This is a genomic window from Sphingosinicella xenopeptidilytica (genome assembly GCF_042676985.1).
Taxonomy (GTDB): Bacteria; Pseudomonadota; Alphaproteobacteria; order Sphingomonadales; family Sphingomonadaceae; genus Sphingosinicella; species Sphingosinicella xenopeptidilytica.
This window is the reverse complement of sequence record NZ_JBHTIK010000015.1, coordinates 669,929-694,504: the sequence shown is the minus strand read 5'-3', so window position 1 is coordinate 694,504 and position 24,576 is coordinate 669,929. Positions and strand designations below refer to the sequence as shown.

Below are 24,576 nucleotides of genomic sequence, written 5' to 3'. Positions count from 1 at the left end.
CACTACGACGAAGCCCAAATCCTCCTTAAATCACAACCTCAAATCTGTGCCATAGGTGCTGACGGGGGACAGCGTATGGGGATGAATACTACGAAGTGGGAGAATTGATGCGTTTCCATTGTGACGAAATCCGAAGAGCTTGCCTCCTCCCCATTGGTCAGATTTAAGAAGGCATTGCTATTTTCGGAGCTTTTGGTTCACCATCGATTCTATATGATCCTCTACTGACTGTTCGTTATCTCAAGAGATCGATTGATGTTTTACATCACAGAACCTGACGAACGGCCTGACGGCTGGGTCAATCTATCCGACGCAAGCCAATGGATAAGATGGTTAAATCACAATATCCCGGACGATCTCGACAACGAAGTGCGGCGACGCCTGAGCTCCAACCTCCGGCATCTTATTGTGGGACTCGAGCTGAAGACCGCACTGATTCTTCCGCATGCATGGCGCAATCAAAACCAGAGGGCAGTGCTGTTCGAATCTTACTTTCAGAATTTGATTCTTGAATTCTGTGTGGCGACGTTCTCGGTGGTCGAAGGGTTAGGGGCGGCGCACTGGCTCAGCCAGAGCGGGTACGATGGTGCCGACGGCCGACGTATAGGCCGCAGCGATTGGCGGCCCGCATTGTGCGACGTCTACGATCAGACGGGTGAACACGGACTCAATGATGCGATCGAACGGACACTCAGCGTTCGAGACAAGTTGCATCAAGATAAGATTGGCGCGCGGATGGACATCGACTGGCATGCACTTTCCTATGAGGCCGCGTTTGTCCCCGCCAGTCGGGTCATTTGTACGCTGCTCCGCAAAGGCGCTGAGCTGGTGCCAGAGAGGTCCAATCTGCAAATTGAGCTCGTATGATCGCACGCATTGGGACGGCCAGCCATCTCTGCTGTGATTCTTGAGCGTCAGACGCGCGAAGGTAAACAGCTGACTAAATGCTTCCCATGCTTTCCGAGGTAACCGGATAGGCAGCGACAGCCCGAATTAGCTCTTAGCCGTCGCTTCCAGCTCCGCAATGCGCTCGCTGCACACGGCATGGACGACGCGGCCGAGTTCCTCGACCTGCACGCCAAGCCACTCCAGCTCGTCGGCGCTGATGCGATAGTGCTTCGAGTAGCGGGCCTTCACATAGGCCTGCTTCAGCTTCTCGAATATCGCGCGCTGCTTACGGTTGTCCTCAGGCCAGACATACATCAATCGGCGGTCGATCAGGTTGGCCTGCGACCTCAAGAAACCGAGATTGTGAACGTGGGGTGTATAGAATGTGCAGACGAGAAGCACGCAGTGGTAGAGGCGTTCTACACACTGATGCAGTTCAAAAGCCGCTTTTTTAAAACGCTGCCGTTCTACATTTGAACGAAAATCATCGTAAAACTCACCGGCACTTGGATACCATTCTTCATAGTACTCACGCGCCATCTTGAGCGCGTCCTTCGGCGTCTTGGGCTTCGGCGTATGCAGCACGCTGTCGTCACTCTGGTAGAGCGCGATGCCGTCTTTCGCGACGTCCATGAAGAAGTAGCGGCCGTGGGCAAGGCCGTCGTTCACCTCCTGCAGCGTATGCACGATGAAGTTGACCGGGGTCTTGATGCTCTTCGTGATGCCGTATTCGCGGTGGAACCGCTCCTCGGCCTTTGCCCAGTACTTTACATAGTCGGTCAGGCGCTTGTCGTTGACGATGACGAGCAGGTCGAAGTCGGACTTGTAACCCTTGGCGGTATGCGGCTCATCGACCCAGCCCCCGCGCGCATAGCTGCCGTAGAGGATGACCTTGGAGATGCGACCCTTCTTCTTCCACTGGTGCTGGGCAAGCGCGAGGGTGTCGTTGAACTCCTCGAACAGAATCTCAAGGGCGCGCTCGAGCTCGCGCTGCTTTGCGGGCGGAAGATGATCGAGGCTCGTGCGCATAGGAGACCTTCCTAGCAACTGCGGCATGACTTTGCACTGCAAGAACAGGCTGTTGCCACGGGTATGGCAACCACAACCCCCTGATCAGAGGGTTGTAGCCTTGTGCAGCGCCACCAGTGCACCCGCCATGCGGGTTTCCACTTCGCGCACTGAGAGGCCCAACCGCAGCGCGATGCGGTCATTGAGCAGCCCATCCCAGGCGAGCTCCATGATCTGCTGCGACACGGGATCAAGCGCTTCGAACGCCTCCCGGTAGGGCCTGCCGATCTTCACGATGTGCCGGATGGCCCGGCGCATGTGCCAGCGCACGCGCCATTCGCCGATGCCCAGCTCAGCGGCGATCTCGGCGTAGGACTTGCCCTCGACCCTGTGGGCGATGAACACAATCAGCGTCCGCTCGGGCAGTTTCCTGAGCCAGACCCGCATCACTGCGTGCCGGTCGCGTTCAAGGGGCGCACCGGGTTCAGGTACAGATTTGCCGTTCATCATCTTTCTCCTGCCAAAAGCCGCAGCCCCGGCCGGAGGGCGGGGGCGGGCGGCAGGAACGGGATCAAGCGGGCCGCATGAGGCGGCCTGCACCCGAAGGGCTGGAACGAGAGTGGAAGACCTGCCGCAGGCAGGTTGCAGGCCGGCGCGGCCCGGCTAAGTCCCGTGACGCCCGCTCCCCGCCTGAACAGACCGGTCAACACGCCGCCGGGCAAAAGCCCGGCACCTGATTCGCGCGCCGATCCGGCGCGCGGGACATCATGGGACGCAAGGTCTGCTTCGCCGCGATCTCCTGCAAAAATTTCTTTGGCGGCGAACTGACGTGCGCTGACATCCGGTGACGTCCCGGGCGATCCCACGGGACGGTTTGCGGCGAGATGGCAGCATTTCCGCCACTCTTGACGCCGCCAGGCCTTGCGGCATCGTGTGCGGCGTAGGGGAAGCTGCCAACCATTTATGGGAAGGTCACCATGTCCCACGACCGTATTCTTCGCCTGAAGGCCGTCCTTGACCGCACCGGGCTCAGCCGTTCGACCCTCTACCGGAAGATGCAGGCCGGGAGCTTTCCGAGGCAGGTCCGGATTGCCACGCGCTGCACCGGCTGGCGGGAGTCCGCCGTCACCGCATGGATGAAGAACCCCATGTTCTACGAGGCCGGGAACGACAACGAGGACATCTGCGGCGCCGGCCATGACCGGGGATGAAGCGCCGGAGCCGGTTCCTGCCGTGGCGAACGACAATGCCGCAGCGCTCGACCCCGCCGGCGTCGATACCGCGCTCACGCGCATCGCCGAGGCGATCGGGCGTCACATCGCTCGCGAGCATATCCGTGCGCGCAAGGCCGCCAATGACAATGACGGCGCCAGCAAGTAGGATGCACGCAGCGGCTCGCCGATCATATGTCCCCGTCCTCTTGATGCGACGGTGTCTCCCGGCTGGGGCCTTTATTCTCTTCCGAAGGTGATGACGCATGACCCGCGTTGCGCTTTATGCACGCTATTCCTCCGACCAGCAGAGTGCGGCCTCGATCGAGGATCAGCTTCGCATCTGCCGCGAGCGCGCAGAGCGCGAGAGCTGGGCCGAGGTTCAGGCCTATGAGGATGCCGCCATCTCCGGCGCCAGTGTCACGCTGCGACCCGGCATCCGGCGGCTCCTGCGCGATGCCGAGCGCGGATTGTTTAACGTGGTGCTCGCCGAGGCGCTCGACCGCGTGTCGCGCGACCAGGCCGATGTCGCGACGCTTTACAAGCACCTGCAGTTCGCGGGCGTAACGCTGGTTACACTCGCTGAGGGCGAGATCAGCGAGCTTCATGTCGGGCTCAAGGGCACGATGAACGCGCTGTTCCTGAAAGACCTCGCCAGGAAGACGCACCGCGGCCTGCGCGGGCGCATCGAGAAGGGGCTTTCCGCAAGCCGCGCCGCCTATGGCTACCGGATCGTGCGCCGCCTGACGGGAGACGGTGAGCTCGTCCGGGGCGAGCGCACCATCGATCCGGCCGAAGCTGCGGTGGTGCGCCGTATCTTCAAGGCGTTCGCCTGCGGGACCAGCCCGCGCGCGATTGCGCGTGACCTCAATGCCGAGGGCATTCCTGGCCCGGACGGCAGGACATGGCGCGACACGACGATTCGTGGTCGCGCAAGCTGCGGTACCGGCATTCTCAACAATGCGCTTTATGCCGGTGTGCTCTCGTGGAACCGCAAGCGCTATCTCAAGGACCCGGCCACGGGCCGGAAGGTAGCCCGGCTCAACCCCGAAGCAGAGTGGGTCGAGGTCGAGGTTCCACACCTTCGCATTGTTGACGATGCGCTTTGGCATGCCGTGCGCGCCCAGCAGGCAGTCCTGACGCAGCGGTTCGAGGCGGCGACGGCGGGGATGGTTGCGGCGCGGGCGCGGAAGTTCAATGAACTCCGCCGTCCCGTGCATCTGCTCTCGGGGCTTCTGGAGTGCGGCGTATGTGGTGGGGTCTACGGCATCGTGGTCAAGGACCGCTACGGCTGCATCAACCGCCACCGGCACGGCACCTGCAGCAACCCGCGCTCGATCCGGCGCCCTCATCTTGAGGAACGCGCGCTTGCCGGCATCCGCGACAGGCTCGTCTCGCCCGAGAAGGTTGAGGCTGCGGTCAAAGCCTATGCGCAGCACATCAACGATACGAATCGTGAGCGCCGGGCAAAGGCCGACACCGACCGGCAGGCACTCGGCAAGGTCGAACGGGCCATCGCCGGGATCATGGCAGCGATCGAGGACGGCATGTATCAGCCGGCCATGAAAGCTCGCATGGCTGAGCTTGAGCGGCAGAAAGCTGACATCACAGCAAGACTGTCAGAGGCGCCCGCCAGCGTGCCTGACATTCATCCCGGCATCGCCGAGGTCTACCGGCGCAAGGTCGAGCGACTCGTCGAAACGCTCGACGACCCTGAAACCCGCGCCGAGGCTGCGGCCGATATACGGTCGCTCGTCGGCAAGATCGTGCTGTTCCCCGGCGACAAACGCGGCGAGGTTCATGCCACGCTCCACGGCGAGCTCATGGGCATCCTGGACTTCGTTGGGGACGATGGGCCGGACGGGCCGCAACCTCGCCGTGTTACGCAGAAGGCGGTATCGGGTTCTCGAAATCCACCATTTTCGCCACGGCCTGAACGGCTCTGCGCCCCGTTTCGCGTGTGTCTTGGTGTCATTCCGCTTTGTGTTTGAGGACTTCCTGGCGGACGCGGACGGAGCGGGTGGCGATGCCGGTTTCGACGAGGAAGATGATGAGGCCGGTGACGATGAGCGCCATGGCTGCGATAAAGAGGACGGCGACGATCGTGCCCACCGCCGCGTCGGCAAGATCGCCCACGAACAGCACGCCGATGACGAGGCAGATCGCGAGCGCGCTCGCGACGCACGCATAGATCGCCCAGTGCACCAGCACCATGCGGCGATCGAGCACGACAAGCTCGGCCATCGCCCGGCTGCGCATCGTCTCGTCGTAGCCGTTGATATCCCGTTCGAGCGCGCGGGCACGGTCGACGACGCGGCCCAGCCGGTTCGCCATCACGTTGAGCAGCGCGCCGATGCCCGCGATAAGAAACACGGGCGCGATCGCGAGCTGAACGGCGTGGCCGATGTCGGCGATCTGCACGCCTGTGAAGGGTGAGGGGTCCATGGCCCGCACCCTTGCCGGGCGCGGGCTGTCAGTCAATCCGGCCAGTCGATCGAGTGGAAACGCGGCGTGTCACCATGATTGCACGTCACGAAAGTTCGGCAAGGATCGAAATGGTGCGAACAAGAAACGATGAAGTTGAATCTGATAGTTGTTCTTTGATTGGACTTGCTGGTATTGCCCTGGAACGGCAAATTCTCGCCGGAACGGGGGAAATCATGAAGTCATCCAACCGGGCGCATCGCGCCCATCGCTGTATTGCGGCTTTGAGCTTGGCCTCGTTGCTTGCCAGCGGCGCGTTCGCGCAGGCGCCCGCCGCCCCGCCTGCCGCTCTTGCGGCTGTCCCCGCGGCGCCAGAGCCCGCGGTTGCCGTGGAAGTGTCTGCTGCGGAACCGGAGCAGCCCGCGCTGACACGCATGGTGCTGCCGGCGAATACAGAGCTTCTGCTCAGCATGAACGAAGAGCTGAACACCAAGCGGAACGTGCAGGGCGATACATTTTACATGACCGTCGTACACGACGCGAAGGTGGGCGATCAGGTGGCCATTCCGAAGGGCGCGCGCGCCGCCGGCGAAATCACGTGGCGGACGGGCAAGGGTGCGTTCGGCAAGTCCGGCAAGATGGATATCGCGCTCCGCTATGTGGAGGTGCAGGGACAGCGTTTGCCGCTGGTCGGCACCTTCCGCCAGGAAGGTGAAGGCAACACGGTGGGGACCGTCGCTGGCGTGGTCGCGGCGGGTGTGTTTGCGGCCTTCATCACGGGCAAGTCAGGCATTGTTCCGCGCGGACGCGAACTCGCGGTGCACACGAAGGACGATCTCGTGCTGAACGTCCGCCGGCCTTCGGTGTTGCCGCTGCTGGTCGCCACGCCAGCCGCCGCGGCGACCGCGAGCAGTGATGTTGTCCCGGCGGCAACGGAAACCGCGGTTCAGTCGACGACGACAGCGGTCGTGGTTCCCGCTGCGGAAGCAGAGGGCGTGACGACGAAGCCGCAACCCTGACGAATGATACGGCGAGCGGCGGAGTACCTGCTCCGCCGCGTTGCCCTTCAGCGCCGGTTCGGCGACGGATCGAGATCGGCGAGATTCACGCGACCTGCCGCGCGGCCGTGCCGATCACTCGCGATCGGGCGGTGCATCGTAGAAATCGACGCGCATCTTCATCGGCCCGAGCGGTTCGACGAAATGATCCTGTTGCGGCAGCAGCAGGCCGGAGCCGCCCTGTTCCAGAACCACGTCCGACGGCGGATCGAGATAGGTGAGCTTCAGGCGGCCTTCGAGCACGCGGACGACACCCCAGACGCCCGCCTTCGTGTTGTGACGCCTGCGGAGCGCATCGGGCAGGGTGCGCTCGTCGAACACCGGCGTCGAGCGGTAGGGGGCGGGCATCTCAGGCGACCTGCCGCGCGGCCGCGCCGGGCCGGTGGAACATCGCGTACTGGAGGCTTTCGCTGATGCGCTGCGCCTTTTCCTGCAGCGCGGCGGCGGCGGCGGGCGACATGACATCGCTTGTCGTTCGGGCCCAGAGCGCAAGCCAGCGATCGAACAGCGCGGGGGTGATGCGACGGATGTGCTTCAGATGCGCCATCATCGGATTGCCCTTGTAGCGCCCGCTCGTCAGCATCACCGACGACCAGAAGGCTGTCAGTTTTTCAAGATGTTCCGGCCAGTCTCCGATGACATCATTGAAGATAGGGCCAAGCTCCGGATCCGTGCGCACGCGCGCATAGAACACGTCGACTAGCGTCTTCAGTTGGTCGTCGTCGATGTCCATTCCCTGGCTCCGACTCGTTTTTGCACACCGGCAATCATGGGCTTTGAAAGATGTATTTAAAATACATATAATGTGCGTGCGACGAAATGGCAGGGAATGGCGGCGTGCGGCTGACGCGTTACACGGACTATGCGGTGCGGGTTCTGATGCATCTTGCCGTGCATCCGGACCGGCTTTGTTCGATCGGCGAAATCGCCGATGCCTACGCCATTTCGCGCAATCACCTGATGAAGATCGTCAATGACCTCGCGAACGCCGGCTATGTCGCGAGCGAGCGCGGGCGCTTTGGCGGGATACGGCTGGCACGGCCCGCGGCGGAGATCGGCATCGGCGACCTCGTGCGCCATACGGAGGGCGAGGACGCGCTTGCCGACTGCGGAGGCTGTGTCGTCGCGCCGGCGTGCGGTCTCACGGGGGCGCTCGGCGAGGCGCTTGGTGCGTTCATGGCGGTGCTGGACGGCTATTCGCTTGCCGACATCACGCGGAAGCGCGCCGCGCTCGGTGCGCTGCTTGGCGTGGCGGCCTGACCGCTACTCCGCCGCTTCGCCCTCCAGCGCCAGTTCTGACGCTTTCGACTTCCGCTTTGCCTTTGGTTTCGGCATCTGCATCGGGGCCGCGAGGGGTTTCTTTTCGAGCAGGGGTTTCAGGTAGCGGGCGGTGTAGCTGGCCGCGACCTTCGACACGGTTTCGGGGGTGCCTTCGGCAACCACGTTGCCGCCCGCGTTGCCGCCTTCGGGGCCAAGGTCGATAATCCAGTCTGCGGTCTTGATGACCTCCAGGTTGTGCTCGATGACGACGATGCTGTTGCCCTGCTCGACGAGCGCGTGCAGCACCTCGAGAAGCTTGCGCACGTCCTCGAAATGGAGGCCGGTCGTCGGCTCGTCGAGGATGTAGAGCGTCTTGCCCGTGGAGCGGCGCGAGAGTTCCTTCGCGAGCTTCACGCGCTGCGCCTCGCCGCCCGAAAGCGTCGTCGCCTGCTGGCCGACGTGGATGTAGCCGAGGCCGACTTCGACGAGCATACTCATCTTGTCGCGGATCGACGGCACGGCCTTGAAGAATTCGGCGGCGTCCTCCACCGTCATGTCGAGCACGTCGGCGATCGACTTGCCCTTGAACTTCACCTCCAGCGTTTCGCGGTTGTAGCGCTTGCCCTTGCAGACGTCGCACGTGACGTAGACGTCGGGCAGGAAGTGCATCTCGATCTTGAGCATTCCGTCGCCCTTGCACGCCTCGCAGCGGCCGCCCTTGACGTTGAAGCTGAACCGGCCGGGCTTGTAGCCGCGCGCCTTCGATTCCGGGAGTTCGGCGAACCAGTCGCGGATGTTGGTGAAGGCGCCCGTGTACGTGGCGGGGTTCGAACGCGGCGTGCGGCCGATGGGCGACTGGTCGATGTCGATGACCTTGTCGAGATGTTCGAGGCCCTTGATGTCATCAACCTGCGCCGAGACGAGGCGCGCGCCGTTCAGCGCCCGCGCGGCGGCGGCGTAGAGCGTGTCGATCGTGAAGGTCGATTTGCCCGAGCCCGAGACGCCGGTGATGCAGGTGAAGGTGCCGAGCGGGATCGAGACGTTGATGTCCTTGAGGTTGTTCGCGCGCGCGCCCTTCACGGTGAGCTTTTTGCCGTTGCCCTTGCGGCGCACCTCCGGCACCGGCACGGCGCGGCGGCCGGAGAGATAATCGCCGGTGAGGCTGTTCGGGTTGGCGAGGATGTCGGCGAGCGTGCCCTCCGCGACGACCTGCCCGCCGTGCGCGCCCGCGCCGGGACCCATGTCGATGACGTGGTCGGCAGTGCGGATCGCGTCTTCGTCATGCTCGACGACGAGCACGGTGTTGCCGAGATCGCGCAGGCGCTTCAGCGTTTCGAGCAGGCGGTCGTTGTCGCGCTGGTGGAGGCCGATCGAGGGCTCGTCGAGCACGTAGAGCACGCCGGAAAGGCCGCTGCCGATCTGGCTCGCGAGGCGGATGCGCTGCGACTCGCCGCCGGAGAGCGTGCCCGACTTGCGATCAAGATTGAGGTATTCGAGGCCGACGTTGTCGAGGAAGCCGAGGCGCTCGACGATCTCTTTCAGGATGCGTTCGGCGATCTGCTTCTGCTGATCATTGAGATGGGCGGGGAGGCCCTTCGCCCAGCGGAAGGCATCACCGACCGGGCGTCGGACGGCGTCGGCGATCGTCTCGCCGGCGATCTTCACGGCGAGCGCTTCGGGCTTCAGGCGGGCGCCGTTGCAGGTTTCGCAGGGCGCGGCGGACTGGAAGCGCGAAAGCTCGTCGCGCATCCACTGGCTGTCCGTCTCGCGCCAGCGGCGATCGAGATTGTTGACGACGCCCTCGAACGGCTTCTTGACCTCGTAGGTCTTGCGGCCGTCCTCGAAGCGGAGCGTGATCGGAACGCCGCCGGTGCCGTTCAGCACGACGTCCTGGATTTCCTCGGGCAGCTCGTTCCACGGCGTGCGCAGCGAGAAGTCATAGGCGCGCGCGACGGAGCGGAGCACCTGCATATAATAAGGTGAGGGCGGGTTGGACTTCGCCCACGGCACCACCGCGCCCTGCTCGATGCTGAGGTTCTGGTTCGGGACGACGAGTTCGGGATCGAAGTAGAGCCGCTCGCCGAGGCCGTCGCAGGCGGGGCAGGCGCCGTGCGGCGAGTTGAATGAGAACAGGCGCGGCTCGATTTCCGGGATCGTGAAGCCGGAGACGGGGCAGGCGAACTTCTGCGAGAACAGGATGCGCTCGCCTCCGCCTTTCTTGGCATCGACGAGCTCGACCACCGCAAGACCTTCGGCGAGGCCGAGCGCGGTTTCGAAACTGTCCGCGAGGCGGGTTTCAAGGCCGGCCTTCACGACGAGGCGGTCCACGACCACGTCGATGTCGTGCTTGTATTTCTTGTCGAGCGCGGGGGCCTCTTCAATGGGGTAGACGGTGCCGTCGATCTTGACGCGCTGGAAGCCGGTGCGCCGCCACTCGGCGATTTCCTTGCGGTACTCACCTTTGCGTCCGCGCACGACGGGCGCGAGCAGCATGAGGCGCGTGCCTTCGGGCATCGCCATCACGCGGTCGACCATCTGGCTGACCTGCTGCGCGGCGATCGGTTCGCCGGTGGCGGGCGAATAGGGGATGCCGACGCGCGCCCACAGGAGCCGCATGTAGTCGTAGATCTCGGTGACGGTGGCGACCGTGGAGCGCGGGTTCTTCGAGGTGGTCTTCTGCTCGATGGAGATGGCGGGGGAGAGACCGTCGATATGATCGATGTCGGGCTTCTGCATCAGTTCGAGGAACTGCCGCGCGTAGGCGGAGAGCGACTCGACATAGCGGCGCTGGCCTTCCGCGTAGATCGTGTCGAAGGCGAGGGACGACTTGCCGGAGCCGGACAGGCCCGTGACCACCGTCAGCGTTTCGCGCGGAATATCGAGGCTGATGTTCTTGAGGTTGTGCTCACGCGCGCCGCGGATCGAAATGTGGGTCAGCATAAGGAGGGCTGTCGTTTCCTGTTTGTTCCGGTCGGACACTAGCCGCAAAACGGCGCCGGGGGAAGACAGCAGATGGGGGCAGCAGGCGCGCTTGGCAAGGACGCCAGACGGCGGACCGGGCTCGGGCGCCGATCCGCCGTTTCGGGCAACAGGTCAGGCGGATTTGCGGCGGCGCAGGCCGACGGCGGCCGCGCCGAGGCCGAACAGTGCCAGCGTGGCGGGCTCGGGAACCTCGGTGCCGTATGGTGTCACTGTGAGGCTGTCGAAGTTGAAGTTGAAGCTGACGGCGCCCGCGGGCGGCGCGCCCGTGCCGCGATTGACGAACAGCGAGAAGTTTTTCTGGCCGGTGAAGATCGCCGGATCGAACACGCCGGGCAGGTCCGAGGTCGAGAGCGCGGAGAAGGGGCCGGACAGGCCGATCGTCACCTGGAACTGGACGGTGCCGGCGGGCTCGCCCGTCGTCTGGGCCGGCGTGAGGAAGATGTTGTTGAACGACAGGCGATCCTGCCCGACGGTGAACTGATCGGAGACCTGCATCGAGCCGAGGTTGCCGTTCGCGGTGCCGCCGATGCCGCTGCCGAGATCGAAGCCGATCTCCTTGATGGCGCCCGCGTAATTGTAGGCCGAGCGCGTCGCGTTGACGACGAAGGGCGTGCCGGCGGTCTCGTCGTCGTAGATCACGTAGCCGCTGATCGTCGGTACGGCGGTGCCGAACACGTTGGGCGCGGCGGGGCTGGAGTTGGTGCCCGTGAAGCTGACCTTGACGAGACCGGCCTGCGCGCCGGTGGAAACGAGCATCGCCATCGCGGCGGCGGAAAGGAAGTGACGCATCGCAAATGTCCCCGTTGCGGCCGACGCGCCGGAGGGCGGTCGGCGGTTGTCGATGGGTCTTTGTTAACCATCGGGTGCGTCGGGGGGATGACGAGGGGGTAACGATTGGGTGACGCCCGCAGGATGGGGTGCTTCGCTTGCCTTCGTACTTTAACGGACGACGCGCAGCGCCATTTCGAGGCCGAGCAACAAAAGACCCACGAGGAAGACGCGGCGGAAGACAGGCGGGCTGATCCGGGCGCGGATGAGCTGACCCGCGGCCATGCCAAGCAGCGCGGGGATGATGGCCAGCGTGGACATCAGCATGTCGCCTTTCGGCACTGCGCCATGCCAGAGCAACCCTGCGGCAAGCGCGATCGTGGAGACGGTGAACGAGAGGCCGAGCGCCTGCACGAGGTCGTCCTTCTCGAAACCCAGCGCCTGGAGATAGGGCACAGCGGGGATGACGAAGACACCGGTTCCACCTGTGACGATGCCGGTGATCAGGCCGATGAGGGGAGAAGCCCAGCGCTCACTGCCCGTCGAAACCCGCAGCGGACGCGCAAGCAGCGTGTAGGACGCGTAGATAACGAGGACGCCGCCGAGGAGCGATGTTGTCAGCCGTGTGTCGCCTCCGGCGAGCAATGCGGAACTCGCCAGCGTGCCGATCATGATCGTCGCCATCATCGGCCACAGTCTTCGCAGCAGGGCCATGACGTGCGGACCGGAGACAAGCTGCCAGACATTGGTGATGAAGGATGGAAGCAGCAGGAGCGCCGCAGCGGTCAGCGGCGACAGGAGCGCGCCGAGAACGCCCATGGCCACAGTCGGCAGGCCCATGCCGGTGACGCCCTTGACGATACCCGCGAGGAAGAACGTCGTCGCGACGGCCGCGACAAGGAAAACGGTCTGCTCCATGCGAAATCTATAGACGCTGTTCCGGGGGAGGCCAGCGCGAGCGTTGCCTAAACTGCTCCGTAGCTTGCGTAGTGCGACCAGAAATCGTTGTCGCGGGCGAAGTTCGTGAAGCTCATGCCGATGGTGACGTCGAGACCCTCGACGTGGTGCCACCAGCCGACGGGGAGGAAGAGGGCTTCGCCGGGGGCGAGGTCGGCGATCATCACGGGTGGGCGGGTGCCGTCGCCGGGGCCGGGTTCGAGGGGCTCGCCGCCCCAGTCGCTGAAACAGTGGCGGGTGTTGCGCATCAGTGCGCTGTGGTGGCTGGAGACGAGGCGGACACGTTTGCGGCCGGAAATCTGCAAGAGAAGATTGTTGGTGAGATCGTGGTGCCACGGGGTGATCGTGCCTTTGGGGCCGATCCCGAGGAAACCGCCGGGGCCGCCGGGTTCGGCGAGGTAGCCGGGGATGGGGCCAGTGTCCGCATAGAGCGGGGCGAGGGCTTCGCGGTTGTGCGTGTGGTTGTTGGCGGTGACGTAGAAATCGTTCGTCGGCGCGGTCTCGCTGGCGCGCAGGCGGGCGATGATCTCACGGAAGGGGTGCACTGCGCCGTGCGCATCCGAATTGCGCTCATAGTCCTTGTCGGCTTCGCGGCCCCATTGCACGCGGACTTCGGCATTGCCGAGACGGGCTTCGAAATCATCGAGCGACCAGCGCTGCATCGCGGGCCAGTGATCGACGAGGCCGGTGAGGACGACGGGGCGGTGCGCGGCAAAATAATCGGCGAAGAACGTTTCGGCGGAGGGTGCGTGGACGCGCGGCACTTCGCCTGAGGCGGGCGCTGCGAGTTTCGCATAGTTGGCGAGGAACCAATCGCGCTTCTGGAGGCGCTGGCGCAATCGCTCTCCGGCGGCGAAGTAAGGACTCTTCCGGGCGCGCTCGATTTCCGACACGGCGAGCGCATGGCCGATGCCTCGGCTCGCGATCCGCTGCGCAAGGCGAGCGGGGTCATCGCCGCCGAGCAGCGCCTCCGCGATCTCGCGGCGGAGATCGTCATTCATTGCAGCCGCGCCGCCGCCGCCCGCCTTCCTCATCTTGCTCATGCCTGCCCGATCATCGTGTTCGTGCGCCGTCTATGGGCGGTCGATGTTTCACCGATTTGACACATAGTCGTTTTCGTCAGGCGCTGTCAGCCGTTCGTCGACGGCAATGATCGTTCGTCGAGTGGGCTTCGCGGGCAATCGAAGCGGTGCGGCGACGACAAACGAAGCACGGTATCTACAGGATGCGGATCGGGAGCGACGGACCCCACAGTCCCAGCAAGTCCGGACGTTCCCGGTTCGCAGCCAGAAATTCTCCGCCTCCCACAGGCGAAACAGGAAGGACCGCCCTCGATGACCCTCGTGAAGATCAGCGCGATTGCGTTCGCCGCCGCAATGACGACCGCCGCTTTCGTTCCCGCAGCCTATGCCATGGATGAAACCATCGTTGAAGCGAACACGGTGCGCCCGGTGGCCCATGTGAAATACGGCGATCTCAACCTTGCCAGCGATGCCGGCGTGAAGACGCTGCACGGCCGCGTGCGCCGCGCCGCCAATGCGATGTGCTTCGAAGGTGGACGCCAGGATATGCGCCGCGACGCGCTTTCGATGGAATGCCGTAACGCCGCGATCGCGAGCGCCGCGCCGCAGATCACCGCCGCGATCAACAACGCCGGTACGCAGGTCGCTGCGAACGCCGGCGGGGCGATCACGATCGCGATGCCGTAACCGGCGGCAATCCCAGATGCCGCCGACAGGGCGGGCACCGTGTCCCAGGGTGCCCGCCCTTTTTCTTTTTGGGCCCGCGACTATTTGCCGGTGATGCGCTTCACGTCGGAGAGATAGGTGCGGCCGATGCGGTGATCGCCGCCGTCGCCGAGATCGACCGACCATACGCCGTAGCCGAGATGGACGAGGCCCTTGATGCGCTCGCGCCGGATGATCTTCGAACGGTGGATGCGGATGAAGAGATCGGGGTCCAGCCGCCGCTCCAGCTCCTTGATCGTCTGGTGGAGAAGGAACGAGCGGTCGGCGGTGTGCAGCCGCATGTAATCACGCTCGGCCTCGACCATATCAATCGCATCGACATCGACGCGGATGATCTCCGAACGGTGCGGAACCCAGAATTCCTTGACGTAGCCATCGTCCTCCGCAGGCCCTGCGTGAGCATTCACGCGCAGTTCGCGCACGCGCGCCAGCGCCTTGCCGAGGCGCGCCGGATCGACCGGCTTCAACAGATAATCGGCGGCCGCGACATCGAACGCGGTGACGGCGTATTGATCGAACGCCGTGACGAACACCACGGCCGGACGCTGCGGCAGACGCTGGACCGCCTGCGCGACACCGATCCCGTCGAGCCCCGGCATCGAAATATCGAGCAGCAGGAGATCGGGGGAGAGCGCTTCGATCAGGCGCAGTGCCTGACCGCCGGTGCTGGCGGTTCCAACGAGATTGACGTCATCGAAACGCGCAAGCAGCACCTGCATCCGTTCGATCGCCATGGCTTCATCGTCGACGACAAGCGTGCGGAGGGGGCTATCAGGCATTGGGCACCGGTCGCTTCACGGGAATGGCAATATCGACGCGGAAGCCGCCGCCCGGCCACGGGCCTGCCTTGAACGCAGCGGCATCGCCGAAGCGTGCGCGCAGGCGATCGCGGACATTGTTGAGGCCGGTGCCGGTGCCGTCCACCTGCGCCTGCGGCGCGGCGAATGCGCCGTCGTCCTCCACCACGATGTGGAGCATCGCATCGTGCAGGCTTGCCTTCACGCGAATGCATACCGGCGCGTTCGAAGGCGACACCGCGTATTTCACGGCGTTCTCGATCAGCGGCTGGAGGATGAGGCTGGGCACGCGCTGGCGTTCCGCTTCGGGGGCGATGTCGAAATCGAATTCGAGGCGGTCGCCGAAGCGGGCGCGCTCGACCTCCAGATAGAGGCGCTGCTGATCGAGTTCGTCGGCGAGCGGAATGTCCTCGGTCGGGTCGCTGGTGAGGCTCGCGCGGAAGAAGGTGGAGAGGTTGAGGATCATCCGCTCCGCCTCGTCGTTGCGATTGGTGAGGACCAGCGACGACAGGGAGTTCAGCGTGTTGAACAGGAAATGCGGATTGATCTGATAGCGCAGCGCGCGGAGCTGCGCGGCCTGCGCCTCCTCGCGGAAGGCAGCGGCGCGGCGTTCGGCTTTCGCGGCATCGGCCGCGTAGCCGAGCGCCAGATGGAAGGCCGCCCATGCCGCGAAAAAGAAGAACCAGGTGACCGTGCCTTCGAAAATGATCGCCAGCAGCATGGCGAGCGAACGCTCCTTGTGCGCGAGATCCTCGGCGACGGAGGGCAGCGGCTCATAGACGTAGAAGGCGTAGAAATTGAACGTGGTGAACAGCGCCGCGGCGGGCACGCAAAGCAGGAACATCATCAGTGCGCGTCTGCGCAGGGGGGCTTTTTCGAGCGGGGCGAGCGCAAGATACAGCGCCCAGCTGATTGTCATGCCGATGATCGTGACCACCGCACGCCGCCCGGCCATCGGAAGCAGCTCTTCGAAGCCGAGCGCGAATGCGCGCAGCGTGACGATGAGGAAATAGAAGAGCCAGAAGCCGAAAATCGACTGGATGGCTGTGCGTGCCGAATCGTTTGCGAGCACGCCTTTTAGCAGCGACCTGTTCATTGGCGCCCACGATAGCGCATTCTCGCGGCGATTGCGCGGGGGAAGGTATATCCTTCGTCGAAGCGCATGGCCGCTTCGCAGGAAATTCGAGAGCAAAAGAAAAGCCCGGCGCGTCGTGAGTACGAAACGCGCCGGGCCATTCTTATTTTAACGCTTACTTCTTCGGCGCAGGCCGCGACGACGGACGCGGTCCGCGACGGCGCGGCGTGAGGCCCGCAGGCGCAGCCGGCTTCGCGGGCGCAGCCGCAGCAGGCTTCGCAACCGCAGCCTTCGGCTTCGGACCCGGCTTCGCCTTCGCGGCAGCCGGAGCAGCAGTCACAGCCGGCTTCGGCGCAGCGGCCTTCGGTTTCGGACCGGGCTTGCCCTTCGGCTTCGCCGGTGCGGCAGCCTTGGCGGCTTTCGGCTTCGGACCCGGCTTACCCTTGGGCTTGGCGGGCGCCGACACCGACGGAGCAGCAGCGGCAGGCGCGGCTGCCGGCTTCGCGGGCGCGGCGGCTTTCGGCTTCGGACCCGGCTTCGCTTTCGCCTTCGCCGGTGCCTTCACGGCAGGCTTCGCAGCAGGCTTCGGCGCGGCGGCTTTCGGCTTCGGACCCGGCTTCGCTTTCGCCTTCGCCGGTGCCTTCACGGCAGGCTTCGCAGCAGCCGCTTTGGGTTTCGGACCGGGCTTGCCCTTCGGCTTCGGACCCGGCTTCGCCTTCGGTGCAACCTTGGCGCCGATGCTTGTCGATGCAGCAAATTTCGTGATCTCGCTCGCGACGTTGCTGGCGAGTTCCTTGGCAATCTTTTCGAAGCCGGAGCGCGACTTGATGTCGTCGACAATGGTCTGCACGCCGCTCTTGCGCAGCGTCGACGAAGCCTGATCGAGCCACTGCCCGAACATCGCTTCCGCACGTGCCTGCAGCTGCGCACCGGCGGCTGCGAGATGTTCACCGAAATCCGAACCCGTCGACTGCTTCTTCGCAGCCGGCTTCTTCGCGGCCGGTTTGGCAGCGCTAACCTTCTTCGGCTTCTTCGCCTTCGCTACCGTTTCTTTCTTCTTCGCCATCATGATCTCCCATTGACGGATGGAGGACGCTAACATGTCCACAAAATTTGAAAAACTACCAACGCGCAGATAGTTCGTAATAATTGCCATATTCTTGATGGAATTAGTCATGGCAAAACGCAAGACAGGATTTCTTGAGACGCGCCTGATGCTGAAGGCCGAGGATGTAAAGCAACTGAAACGCGATCCCGAAGATAAGGATGCAAAGCGCGATATCGAACGCGGCGAAAGTTTCCCGGCAAGCGGATGCGCTCTCGCAGACGCAGCCGGAACATGACTGAGGGGAGGCAGGAAATACGATGACGGTTACCAAGCTGATAACACGCCGCATCGAGAAGCCGTGGGGCCGGCGGCATCTCTCACCTTTCTTTGAAGACGTCCCGGAGGATGATGAAAAGATTGGAGAGATCTGGTTCGAGACTCCCGACGGGCGCGACCCTGACCTTCTTATAAAGTACCTGTTCACGAGCGAGCGATTGTCCGTGCAGGTGCACCCCGACGATGCCGCCGCGCGTGCCGCCGGCTATGCGCGCGGCAAGGATGAAGCGTGGCTCGTGCTTGCCGCAGAACCGCACGGTACGGTCGGCCTCGGCACGGTGCGTCCGCTGTCTGCAGACGAATTGCGCGAGGCCGCCATCGACGGTTCGATCGAGCAATTGATCGACTGGAAGCCGGTGAAGGCGGGTGATTTTATTTACTCACCGGCAGGCACGGTCCATGCGATCGGCGCCGGAGTCACCATCATCGAGATCCAGCAGAACGTCGATCTCACCTACCGACTCTATGATTATGGACGCCCGCGCGAGCTCCACCTCGAAGAGGGAGTCGCGGTTTCGAATGCGCATCCGTTCTTCGTTTCGGACGAACGGCACGACCTCTCCCGGGGGCGGACGCTGCTGTCGGCGGGTGGAAAATTCGTCGTCGAACGCTGGCGCACCGGCGCGCGATTGCACCTGCGCCCGCCGCGCGATCGGCCGGTATGGATCACGGTGATCGATGGCCGAGCCGGTGATGCACGATCGGGAGAGACGCTGCTCGTGGAAGGCGATGCCGATCTCGAAGCCGTGCCCGGCAGCGATCTCCTCGTCTCTTATCCCGGCAGCGAGGTCGCGACGATTCTGGAATTCTGAAGACGCGTCACGCGCGGCGCGCGGTCTCCAGCGGCTCGCGCGTCACCGGATAGCCGATGCCTTCCGGGATGCAGAGGTGCAGACCGCCGTCGCACATGCGAACCTCGGGCTGCACGGTGACGACCGGCGTTTCCATCGCGTGCGTGATAAGTGCGTCGACGCTCGCGTGCTGCGCGAGGCGTTCGAGATTGCGGCGCGTGGGGAACATCACTTCGGCTTCCTGACGGTCGGCGCGTGCGATCGCTTCGGACGGCGTGATCCACCACGAGGTCGTCGCCTCGTTGCCGTCGTGCCCCGCGTTCGCACCCTCCGGCAGCCGTGCGAGATAGAAGCGCGTGTCGTAGCGTTTGCCGTGGAGGCCGGGCGGCGGCACCCAGCGCGCGAAGGGAAAGAGCACGTCGAGATCGATCTGCTGATCATGACGCGCGAGGAAATCGGAGAACGCGAGCGCACGCGAAGCGATCGCCGGCTGCGCTTCGATGAAGTCACGCGGCGCGATCTCCGGCCCGTGCGTGAGCAGTACGCCCGCCTCCTCGAAGCTTTCACGGACCGCGGCGACGCGCGCGGCGATCTCTTCAAGATCGAGATCGTGGCGGCTCGCAACCAGCCGCGACGCGGCAAGGTTCATGTCGTGCGCATCCACCTTGCCGCCGGGAAAGGCGATCATGCCCGCTGCGAAGCCCATCGTCTGCGCGCGGGTCTGCATGAAGATCTCGGGCGTGCTCGATCCTTCGCGCAGGAGGATCAGCGTGGCGGCGGGCTTGGCGTCGTCGTTCGTGGACATGCGGCGTATGTGGACCTGCAATGCCCGCTTGCCAAGCGGGGCAATGCCTATCATTTTCTCGCGCATGGGCCCGATCGAACTGCTCGGTGTCGCCGCCAGCCTCAGCCTGCTCGCGGGATGGCGGCTCTATGCCACCGTATTCGCCGCAGGCCTCGCGATGCGTTTCGGCCTCCTCGATCTGCCGCAGCATCTTCAAAGCCTCGATGTTTTCGCAAGCCCCTGGGTGATCGGCGTTGCCGCGATCGGCCTCGTCGTGGAGTTCTTCGCGGACAAGATCGCGTGGCTCGACAGCATCTGGGATGCGATCCACACCGCGATCCGACCGCTCGGCGGGGCGCTCATCGCGCTCGCCGTTATCGATGCGGGCGATCCGGCATGGCAGGTGGCGGCGTTCCTGCTGGGCGGCGGCGCGGCGTTCGTCAGCCATAGCGCGAAGGCGAGCGGCCGCGCGGTCGTGAATGCGAGTCCCGAACCGTTCTCGAACGTGATCGTTTCGGGTGTGGAGGACGTGCTCACCATCGGCGGCCTCACGCTCACGCTTGTCGATCCGGTGCTCGCCGGGATCGTCGCCGTATCGCTTCTCGCGGTAACCTTACTTCTTCTTTACGCAAGCTGGCGCATCCTGAAGCGCATCGATGTGGTGCTGCGGAAACTCTGAAATGACCTTCATGGAAGACTATGTCCGGAATGGTTACGCCATCATCCGGCAGTTCTTTTCGCCTGCCGACATCGCGCGGATCGGTGCGGCGATCGACGGCGTACATGCGGAAGCCGCCACGCACGGGCAGAGCTTCCGCCATGGCAATCTCTTCTACAAGATCGCGGACGGCGACGTGCGCATGGCGCAGTGGCCTTCATGGCGCAGCGACGTGCTGGACGAGGCGCGCACCGATCCGCGCTTCGCGGCATTGCTTGGGCCGATGATCGGCGGCGACATCAAACAGATCATCAACCAGATTCACTGGAAGCGGCCGGGCGGGAAGGGGGACTTCGCCTTCCATCAGGACTCGCGTTTCCGGCGACCGCCGGACGCATACCGCAATCTCGGCGCGAGCTACGTGCAGACCGGCCTCGCGATCGATCCGCACAACGCGCGCTCGGGCGGAATGCGCATCCTTCCCGGCAGCCATCGGCTCGGCGCGCTCGACATGGAAATCGCAGGTGCGGTGATGGACAATGCCGCCGCCGAAGACACGCTCGTCGCGCTTGGCCTCGATCCATCGGGGCTCATCGACCTCGACCTGGAACCCGGCGACCTTGCATTGTGGAGCCCCTATCTCGTGCACGGATCGGGCGCCAACCGCGCCGATCACCACCGGCGCTTCTACATCAACGGCTACGTCCGCGCCGCCGATTGCGACCGCGGCGAGTGGGCGTTTCGCGATTGCGCGCCCGTTCCGCTCGGCGCCGAACCGTCGCTCGTTCACTACGAACAATTGCGCGAACGCCCCGAACCGCATTACGTGGAGGCGTTCACGACGGAGCGAAACTAGCGCGAAAGGATTCCCATGGCAGCACCTGCCGGACTTGAACTCGGACAGGCGGTGGTGCTGCTGGGCGCTGGCGTTGCCGCCGTTACCGCGTTTCGATGGCTCGGGCTCGGGTCCGTGCTCGGCTATCTCGTTGGCGGTTTTCTGGTGGGGCCGTTCGTGTTCGGGCTCGTGACCGATCCTGAAACGCTGCTCCATGTCGCCGAACTTGGTGTCGTGCTGTTTCTCTTCATCATCGGCCTCGAGATGCGCCCGTCGAAGCTCTGGGCGATGCGCCGGGACATCTTCGGCCTCGGCGCAGCGCAGGTGCTGCTGTGTACGGCGCTGCTTTCCGGAGTCGGTATTCTGGCCGGGCTGCCGCTCCCCGTGGCGGTGGTTGGGGCGAGCGGCTTCGTGCTGTCGTCGACCGCTGTCATCATGCAGATGCTTTCCGAAAGTGGAGAACTCGGGGAAGCCTCCGGGCACCGCGCGGTGGCGATTCTGTTGTTCGAAGACCTGATGATCGTGCCGCTGCTCGCACTCGTCGCGCTATGGGCGGCGATGCTCGGCGGTCCGGTGGAGGGCGGTCAGCCGCTGTGGCTCGGCGTCGTGATCGCCGTCGCGGCGCTCGTCGTGCTGATCATCGTCGGCCGCTATCTGCTCGATCCGATGTTCCGCATCCTCGCCCGCGCAGGCGCACGCGAGGTGATGACGGCTGCGGCGCTGCTCGTTGTGCTTGGCGCTGCGCTCTTCATGCAGGCGGGTGGGCTTTCGATGGCGATGGGTGCGTTCCTCGCGGGCGTGCTGCTTTCCGAATCCTCATTTCGTCATCAGCTCGAAGTCGACATCGAGCCGTTCCGCGGCATCCTGCTCGGGCTGTTTTTCCTCAGCGTCGGCATGTCGCTGAACCTCACCGTGGTGATCGCCGAATGGCGCATGGTGGTCGCTGGTCTCGCCGCTTACATGATCGTGAAGGCAACGGCGATTTATCTGGTCGGTCGTCTGTTCCGCGCAAATCATGCCGAAGCCGGCCACCGTGCACTGCTCTTTGCGCAGGGCGGTGAATTCGCATTCGTGCTCTACGGCACGGCGGTTGCGGTGGGGCTGATCGATACGCGCAGCAGCGCCGTGCTCACCGCGATCGTCATCCTTTCGATGGTGATGACGCCGCTGATGGTGCTCGTTCAGAAGCGCTTCGCGCCGAAGGTGGAGCCGTCGCTGGAGGGCGTGGAAAAGCCGGAGGGCCTGCGCGGGCAGGTGCTCATCATCGGCTTCGGACGCTTTGCGCAGATCGTCAGCCAGCCGCTGCTGGCGCGCGGCATCGACATCACGCTGATCGAGTCCGACGTCGACATGATCCGCGCCGCATCGACCTTCGGCTTCAAGGTCTATTACGGCGACGGCACGCGGCTCGACGTGCTGCGCGCATCCGGCGCGGCGACCGCGGAAGCCATATTGATCTGCGGCGGTGCGGCCGAATCCGTGAACCGCATTGTCCATCTGTGCGAGGCGGAATTCCCGTATGCGCGGCTTTTCGTGCGCGCCATCGACCGCACGCACGCTGTCGAACTCATCAAGGCGGGGGTCGACTACCAGATCCGCGAAACGCTGGAATCGGCGCTGGTGTTCGGGGAGACGGTGCTGACCAGCCTCGGTGTCAGCGAAGAGGACGCTGCCGATACGATCGCCGATGTCCGCCGCCGCGACGAGGAGCGGCTCGCATTGGAGGTGGTCGGCGGGCTCAGCGCGGGCGCGCCGCTGGTTCAAGGCAATATCGAAAAGGCGAGGCCGGCCCCGCTCAGCCCGCCGCGCAAAAAAGCCGCGGCGCTTAACGAAGAGGCTGCGGCTGTTATCGGCGAAGCTCAGTAATCATGCGAACAGAGGGGTTTATACCTCTGTATTATATGCATCTTATGGAAATGGCCGGATTGGTGGAGCTGAGGGGAATCGAACCCCTGACCTCTGCAGTGCGATTGCAGCGCTCTCCCATCTGAGCTACAGCCCCGCTCCGGACGGCGCTCTATAACGGTGCCTCCCCGCCGATGCAACGGGGTTTGCGCGGCGAGCGAAAATCGCCTTCAGGCCTGCGCTTTCTTGATACGCTCGTGGTGGCGGATCACCTCTTCGATGATGAAGCGCAGGAACTTTTCCGCGAGTTCCTCGTCCAGCCGCGCATCGGCGGCGAGCTTGCGCAGCCGCGCGATCTGGCGGGCCTCGCGGTCCGGATCGGCGGGTGGGAGGCCGGAGACGGCCTTGTATTCACCCACCGCCTGCGTGATCTTGAAGCGCTCGGCGAGCATGTGGATGAGCGCCGCGTCGATGTTGTCGATGCTGCTGCGATAGGCGGCGAGGCGATCATCTGAACGGTCGTCGGTCATCAGGCTCCCCAAAACGTCGGCGCGTCGATGTGGCGCGGTGACAAAGCGCCGTGGATGTAGCATGGACGCATGACAGCGGAAACGTCATGGGACAAGTCAGAGTCGTGAGCGCCACCATACACAGGTTGAATCCGGCAGAGCCCGCGCCGTCCATCGACGGGCTGATGCAGCTTGTGGCGCCCGAAATGAACTCCGTGAACCAGATCATCCTCGACCGGATGCAGAGCCCGGTGGCGGTGATCCCGGCACTCGCGGGGCACCTGATCTCGGGCGGCGGCAAGCGGCTGCGGCCGATGCTGACGCTCGCAAGCGCGCGGCTGCTCGGCTATTCGGGCGAGCGCCACCACAAGCTCGCGGCGAGCGTTGAGTTCATCCACACGGCGACGCTGCTCCACGACGACGTGGTGGACGGATCGGACCTACGGCGCGGCAAGAAGGCGGCCAACCTCATCTGGGGCAACCAGGCGACGGTGCTCGTCGGCGACTTCCTGTTCAGCCGCGCCTTCGAGCTGATGGTGGAAGACGGCTCGCTGCGCGTGCTCAAGATCCTCTCGAACGCTTCCGCCGTGATCGCGCAGGGCGAGGTCGACCAGCTGATGGTCGCGCGCCAGATCGAGACGAGCGAGGAAAAATACCTGCAGGTGATCACTGCGAAGACGGCGGTGCTGTTCGCCGCCGCCTGCCAGATCGCCGCCGTGGTCGCGGAGCGCGACGAGGCGTGCGAGGGCGCGCTCGAAAGCTATGGCCGCAACCTCGGCATTGCGTTCCAGCTCGTGGACGATGCGATCGATTACATGTCCGACGCTGAAACCATGGGCAAGGGGCAGGGGGACGACTTCCGCGAAGGCAAGCTGACGCTGCCCGTGATCCTCGCCTACCGGCGCGGTGACGACGAGGCGCGGCGCTTCTGGCGCGACGCCATGGAAGGCCGCCGCAAGTCCGACGAGGACCTCGCCGAGGCGATCGAGCGGTTGAAAACGTCGGGATCGATCGCCGATACGCTGGCGCGCGCGCGGCACTACGGCGAGCTCGCCATAGATGCCATTGCCGACATGCCGGCGAGCAGCGCCAAGGCTGCGCTTACCGAAACCGTGCGTTTCGCGATCGCGCGCGCATTCTGAGCGCTTGACGCGCGGCCCGAGGCTGCGCCATTGGCGTTTCCACGAGCTTTCAAGGACGAGGACAGATGGCTGCCCGGATTTACCAACGCCCGAAGAACGCGATGCAGAGCGGCAAGGCGCGCACGCAGGAATGGGTGCTGGAGTTCGAGCGCGCGGACCCGCAGCGCCCCGATCCGCTGACTGGCTGGGCAGGCTCCGCCGACACGCGCCGCCAGCTGACGCTGCGCTTCGACACCGCGGAAGCCGCCAAGGCCTATGCCGAACGCGAGGGCTTTGCCTACACGGTGCTGCCGCCGCGCACGCACCGCCTGAAAATCCAGACCTACGCCGACAATTTCAAATAGCGCACATTTGCGCTAAGGCCCCTCGCGGGCGCCCGTAGCTCAGTTGGATAGAGCACGAGCCTTCTAAGCTTGGGGTCGCAGGTTCGAATCCTGCCGGGCGCGCCAGTT

28 protein-coding genes and 2 tRNA genes are annotated in these 24,576 nt (G+C 64.4%); 15 read left to right on the top strand and 15 right to left on the bottom strand.

Going from position 1 to position 24,576, the window contains the following annotated elements; translation table 11 throughout:
• Window positions 1–255: 255 nt before the first annotated feature.
• Complete coding sequence (locus ACFQ00_RS19990; protein ID WP_381495238.1) at window positions 256–867, top strand: hypothetical protein; 612 nt, start codon at window positions 256–258, stop codon at window positions 865–867.
• A 126-nt stretch (window positions 868–993) separates the two neighbouring features.
• Here the strand turns inward: ACFQ00_RS19990 and ACFQ00_RS19985 are convergent, their stop codons facing one another.
• Both ACFQ00_RS19985 and ACFQ00_RS19980 read right to left on the bottom strand, forming a co-directional pair.
• Entirely contained in the window at window positions 994–1,917 is a 924-nt protein-coding gene (locus ACFQ00_RS19985; RefSeq protein ID WP_381495235.1) for a HEPN domain-containing protein, read from the bottom strand.
• An 84-nt stretch (window positions 1,918–2,001) separates the two neighbouring features.
• On the bottom strand, window positions 2,002–2,406 hold the full coding sequence (locus ACFQ00_RS19980) for a sigma factor-like helix-turn-helix DNA-binding protein (RefSeq protein ID WP_381495232.1): 405 nt from the start codon (window positions 2,404–2,406) through the stop codon (window positions 2,002–2,004).
• Between the two features lie 467 nt (window positions 2,407–2,873).
• Between ACFQ00_RS19980 and ACFQ00_RS19975 the strand changes: the two genes are divergently transcribed.
• From ACFQ00_RS19975 to ACFQ00_RS19965, 3 genes are all read left to right on the top strand, one after another.
• Complete coding sequence (locus tag ACFQ00_RS19975; RefSeq protein WP_381495229.1) at window positions 2,874–3,107, top strand: helix-turn-helix transcriptional regulator; 234 nt, start codon at window positions 2,874–2,876, stop codon at window positions 3,105–3,107.
• Window positions 3,094–3,276 (top strand): hypothetical protein, encoded by a 183-nt coding sequence (locus ACFQ00_RS19970; protein ID WP_381495226.1) that lies wholly within the window; start codon window positions 3,094–3,096, stop codon window positions 3,274–3,276. Before ACFQ00_RS19975 ends, ACFQ00_RS19970 begins: the two co-directional genes overlap by 14 nt.
• A gap of 97 nt (window positions 3,277–3,373) precedes the next feature.
• A complete protein-coding gene (locus ACFQ00_RS19965) occupies window positions 3,374–5,098 on the top strand; it encodes a recombinase family protein (protein ID WP_381495223.1) in 1,725 nt (574 codons plus the stop codon).
• Here the strand turns inward: ACFQ00_RS19965 and ACFQ00_RS19960 are convergent.
• On the bottom strand, window positions 5,079–5,552 hold the full coding sequence (locus ACFQ00_RS19960) for a DUF2721 domain-containing protein (RefSeq protein ID WP_374593783.1): 474 nt from the start codon (window positions 5,550–5,552) through the stop codon (window positions 5,079–5,081). The genes ACFQ00_RS19965 and ACFQ00_RS19960 overlap by 20 nt on opposite strands.
• Window positions 5,553–5,821: 269 nt before the next feature.
• Between ACFQ00_RS19960 and ACFQ00_RS19955 the strand changes: the two genes are divergently transcribed.
• Window positions 5,822–6,550, top strand: coding sequence for a hypothetical protein (locus ACFQ00_RS19955; RefSeq protein ID WP_381495220.1), 729 nt, complete (start codon window positions 5,822–5,824; stop codon window positions 6,548–6,550).
• 114 nt (window positions 6,551–6,664) lie between these two features.
• Here ACFQ00_RS19955 and ACFQ00_RS19950 read toward each other — a convergent pair whose 3' ends face one another.
• Complete coding sequence (locus tag ACFQ00_RS19950) at window positions 6,665–6,937, bottom strand: DUF1971 domain-containing protein (RefSeq protein ID WP_381495217.1); 273 nt, start codon at window positions 6,935–6,937, stop codon at window positions 6,665–6,667.
• A gap of 1 nt (window position 6,938) precedes the next feature.
• Complete coding sequence (locus ACFQ00_RS19945; RefSeq protein WP_381495213.1) at window positions 6,939–7,322, bottom strand: group III truncated hemoglobin; 384 nt, start codon at window positions 7,320–7,322, stop codon at window positions 6,939–6,941.
• A gap of 104 nt (window positions 7,323–7,426) precedes the next feature.
• Between ACFQ00_RS19945 and ACFQ00_RS19940 the strand changes: the two genes are divergently transcribed.
• Window positions 7,427–7,849 carry an RrF2 family transcriptional regulator gene (locus ACFQ00_RS19940; protein WP_381495210.1) on the top strand — a complete coding sequence of 141 codons (423 nt, stop codon included), beginning with the start codon at window positions 7,427–7,429 and terminating at the stop codon, window positions 7,847–7,849.
• Between the two features lie 3 nt (window positions 7,850–7,852).
• On the opposite strand, the gene uvrA is transcribed toward ACFQ00_RS19940, so the two are convergent.
• The 4 genes from uvrA to ACFQ00_RS19920 form a co-directional block, all read right to left on the bottom strand.
• Window positions 7,853–10,789, bottom strand: a complete 2,937-nt coding sequence (gene uvrA, locus ACFQ00_RS19935) for an excinuclease ABC subunit UvrA (protein ID WP_381495207.1) — start codon at window positions 10,787–10,789, stop codon at window positions 7,853–7,855.
• A gap of 153 nt (window positions 10,790–10,942) precedes the next feature.
• A complete protein-coding gene (locus ACFQ00_RS19930) occupies window positions 10,943–11,620 on the bottom strand; it encodes a PEP-CTERM sorting domain-containing protein (RefSeq protein ID WP_381495203.1) in 678 nt (225 codons plus the stop codon).
• Between the two features lie 150 nt (window positions 11,621–11,770).
• A complete protein-coding gene (locus ACFQ00_RS19925; RefSeq protein WP_381495200.1) occupies window positions 11,771–12,517 on the bottom strand; it encodes a sulfite exporter TauE/SafE family protein in 747 nt (248 codons plus the stop codon).
• Window positions 12,518–12,564: 47 nt separating this feature from the next.
• Complete coding sequence (locus ACFQ00_RS19920; protein WP_381495197.1) at window positions 12,565–13,599, bottom strand: cupin-like domain-containing protein; 1,035 nt, start codon at window positions 13,597–13,599, stop codon at window positions 12,565–12,567.
• 291 nt (window positions 13,600–13,890) lie between these two features.
• On the opposite strand from ACFQ00_RS19920, the gene ACFQ00_RS19915 reads away from it, so the two are divergent.
• Window positions 13,891–14,265: a UrcA family protein gene (locus ACFQ00_RS19915; RefSeq protein WP_381495194.1), complete on the top strand. Its 375-nt coding sequence runs from the start codon at window positions 13,891–13,893 to the stop codon at window positions 14,263–14,265.
• An 80-nt stretch (window positions 14,266–14,345) separates the two neighbouring features.
• On the opposite strand, the gene ACFQ00_RS19910 is transcribed toward ACFQ00_RS19915, so the two are convergent.
• The 3 genes from ACFQ00_RS19910 to ACFQ00_RS19900 all read right to left on the bottom strand — a co-directional run bounded on the left by ACFQ00_RS19910 (window position 14,346) and on the right by ACFQ00_RS19900 (window position 17,242).
• The gene (locus ACFQ00_RS19910) at window positions 14,346–15,083 is read right to left on the bottom strand and encodes a LytR/AlgR family response regulator transcription factor (RefSeq protein ID WP_381495191.1); all 738 of its coding nucleotides are present in this window, start codon (window positions 15,081–15,083) and stop codon (window positions 14,346–14,348) included.
• The gene (locus tag ACFQ00_RS19905) at window positions 15,076–16,197 is read right to left on the bottom strand and encodes a sensor histidine kinase (protein WP_381495187.1); all 1,122 of its coding nucleotides are present in this window, start codon (window positions 16,195–16,197) and stop codon (window positions 15,076–15,078) included. The genes ACFQ00_RS19910 and ACFQ00_RS19905 overlap by 8 nt, the downstream gene beginning before the upstream one ends.
• 154 nt (window positions 16,198–16,351) lie before the next feature.
• A complete protein-coding gene (locus ACFQ00_RS19900) occupies window positions 16,352–17,242 on the bottom strand; it encodes a hypothetical protein (protein WP_381495185.1) in 891 nt (296 codons plus the stop codon).
• Between the two features lie 97 nt (window positions 17,243–17,339).
• Here ACFQ00_RS19900 and ACFQ00_RS19895 point away from each other — a divergent pair, with 97 nt between their 5' ends.
• Both ACFQ00_RS19895 and ACFQ00_RS19890 read left to right on the top strand, forming a co-directional pair.
• On the top strand, window positions 17,340–17,519 hold the full coding sequence (locus ACFQ00_RS19895; protein ID WP_374593759.1) for a hypothetical protein: 180 nt from the start codon (window positions 17,340–17,342) through the stop codon (window positions 17,517–17,519).
• A 22-nt stretch (window positions 17,520–17,541) separates the two neighbouring features.
• Window positions 17,542–18,372: a class I mannose-6-phosphate isomerase gene (locus ACFQ00_RS19890; RefSeq protein ID WP_374593757.1), complete on the top strand. Its 831-nt coding sequence runs from the start codon at window positions 17,542–17,544 to the stop codon at window positions 18,370–18,372.
• A 7-nt stretch (window positions 18,373–18,379) separates the two neighbouring features.
• Here ACFQ00_RS19890 and ACFQ00_RS19885 read toward each other — a convergent pair whose 3' ends face one another.
• Window positions 18,380–19,210: an NUDIX hydrolase gene (locus ACFQ00_RS19885; RefSeq protein WP_381495181.1), complete on the bottom strand. Its 831-nt coding sequence runs from the start codon at window positions 19,208–19,210 to the stop codon at window positions 18,380–18,382.
• Here ACFQ00_RS19885 and ACFQ00_RS19880 point away from each other — a divergent pair.
• Genes ACFQ00_RS19880 through ACFQ00_RS19870 form a run of 3 tightly spaced genes read left to right on the top strand, consistent with a single transcriptional unit; the run spans window position 19,200 to window position 22,494 of the window.
• Window positions 19,200–19,814: a DUF4126 domain-containing protein gene (locus ACFQ00_RS19880; protein WP_381495179.1), complete on the top strand. Its 615-nt coding sequence runs from the start codon at window positions 19,200–19,202 to the stop codon at window positions 19,812–19,814. The genes ACFQ00_RS19885 and ACFQ00_RS19880 overlap by 11 nt on opposite strands.
• Before the next feature lies 1 nt (window position 19,815).
• A complete protein-coding gene (locus tag ACFQ00_RS19875) occupies window positions 19,816–20,649 on the top strand; it encodes a phytanoyl-CoA dioxygenase family protein (protein WP_381495176.1) in 834 nt (277 codons plus the stop codon).
• A 15-nt stretch (window positions 20,650–20,664) separates the two neighbouring features.
• Window positions 20,665–22,494: a monovalent cation:proton antiporter-2 (CPA2) family protein gene (locus ACFQ00_RS19870; RefSeq protein WP_381495172.1), complete on the top strand. Its 1,830-nt coding sequence runs from the start codon at window positions 20,665–20,667 to the stop codon at window positions 22,492–22,494.
• Window positions 22,495–22,554: 60 nt separating this feature from the next.
• On the opposite strand, the gene ACFQ00_RS19865 is transcribed toward ACFQ00_RS19870, so the two are convergent.
• Together ACFQ00_RS19865 and ACFQ00_RS19860 are read right to left on the bottom strand one after the other, a co-directional pair.
• Window positions 22,555–22,630: transfer RNA gene (locus tag ACFQ00_RS19865), tRNA-Ala, on the bottom strand.
• Between the two features lie 73 nt (window positions 22,631–22,703).
• Window positions 22,704–23,003, bottom strand: a complete 300-nt coding sequence (locus ACFQ00_RS19860) for a chorismate mutase (protein WP_381495169.1) — start codon at window positions 23,001–23,003, stop codon at window positions 22,704–22,706.
• Window positions 23,004–23,107: 104 nt separating this feature from the next.
• On the opposite strand from ACFQ00_RS19860, the gene ACFQ00_RS19855 reads away from it, so the two are divergent.
• The 3 genes from ACFQ00_RS19855 to ACFQ00_RS19845 all read left to right on the top strand — a co-directional run bounded on the left by ACFQ00_RS19855 (window position 23,108) and on the right by ACFQ00_RS19845 (window position 24,573).
• Window positions 23,108–24,124 (top strand): polyprenyl synthetase family protein, encoded by a 1,017-nt coding sequence (locus ACFQ00_RS19855; RefSeq protein WP_374599291.1) that lies wholly within the window; start codon window positions 23,108–23,110, stop codon window positions 24,122–24,124.
• Between the two features lie 65 nt (window positions 24,125–24,189).
• On the top strand, window positions 24,190–24,468 hold the full coding sequence (locus tag ACFQ00_RS19850; RefSeq protein WP_374593747.1) for an ETC complex I subunit: 279 nt from the start codon (window positions 24,190–24,192) through the stop codon (window positions 24,466–24,468).
• A gap of 28 nt (window positions 24,469–24,496) precedes the next feature.
• Window positions 24,497–24,573: transfer RNA gene (locus ACFQ00_RS19845), tRNA-Arg, on the top strand.
• Window positions 24,574–24,576 lie beyond the last annotated feature (3 nt).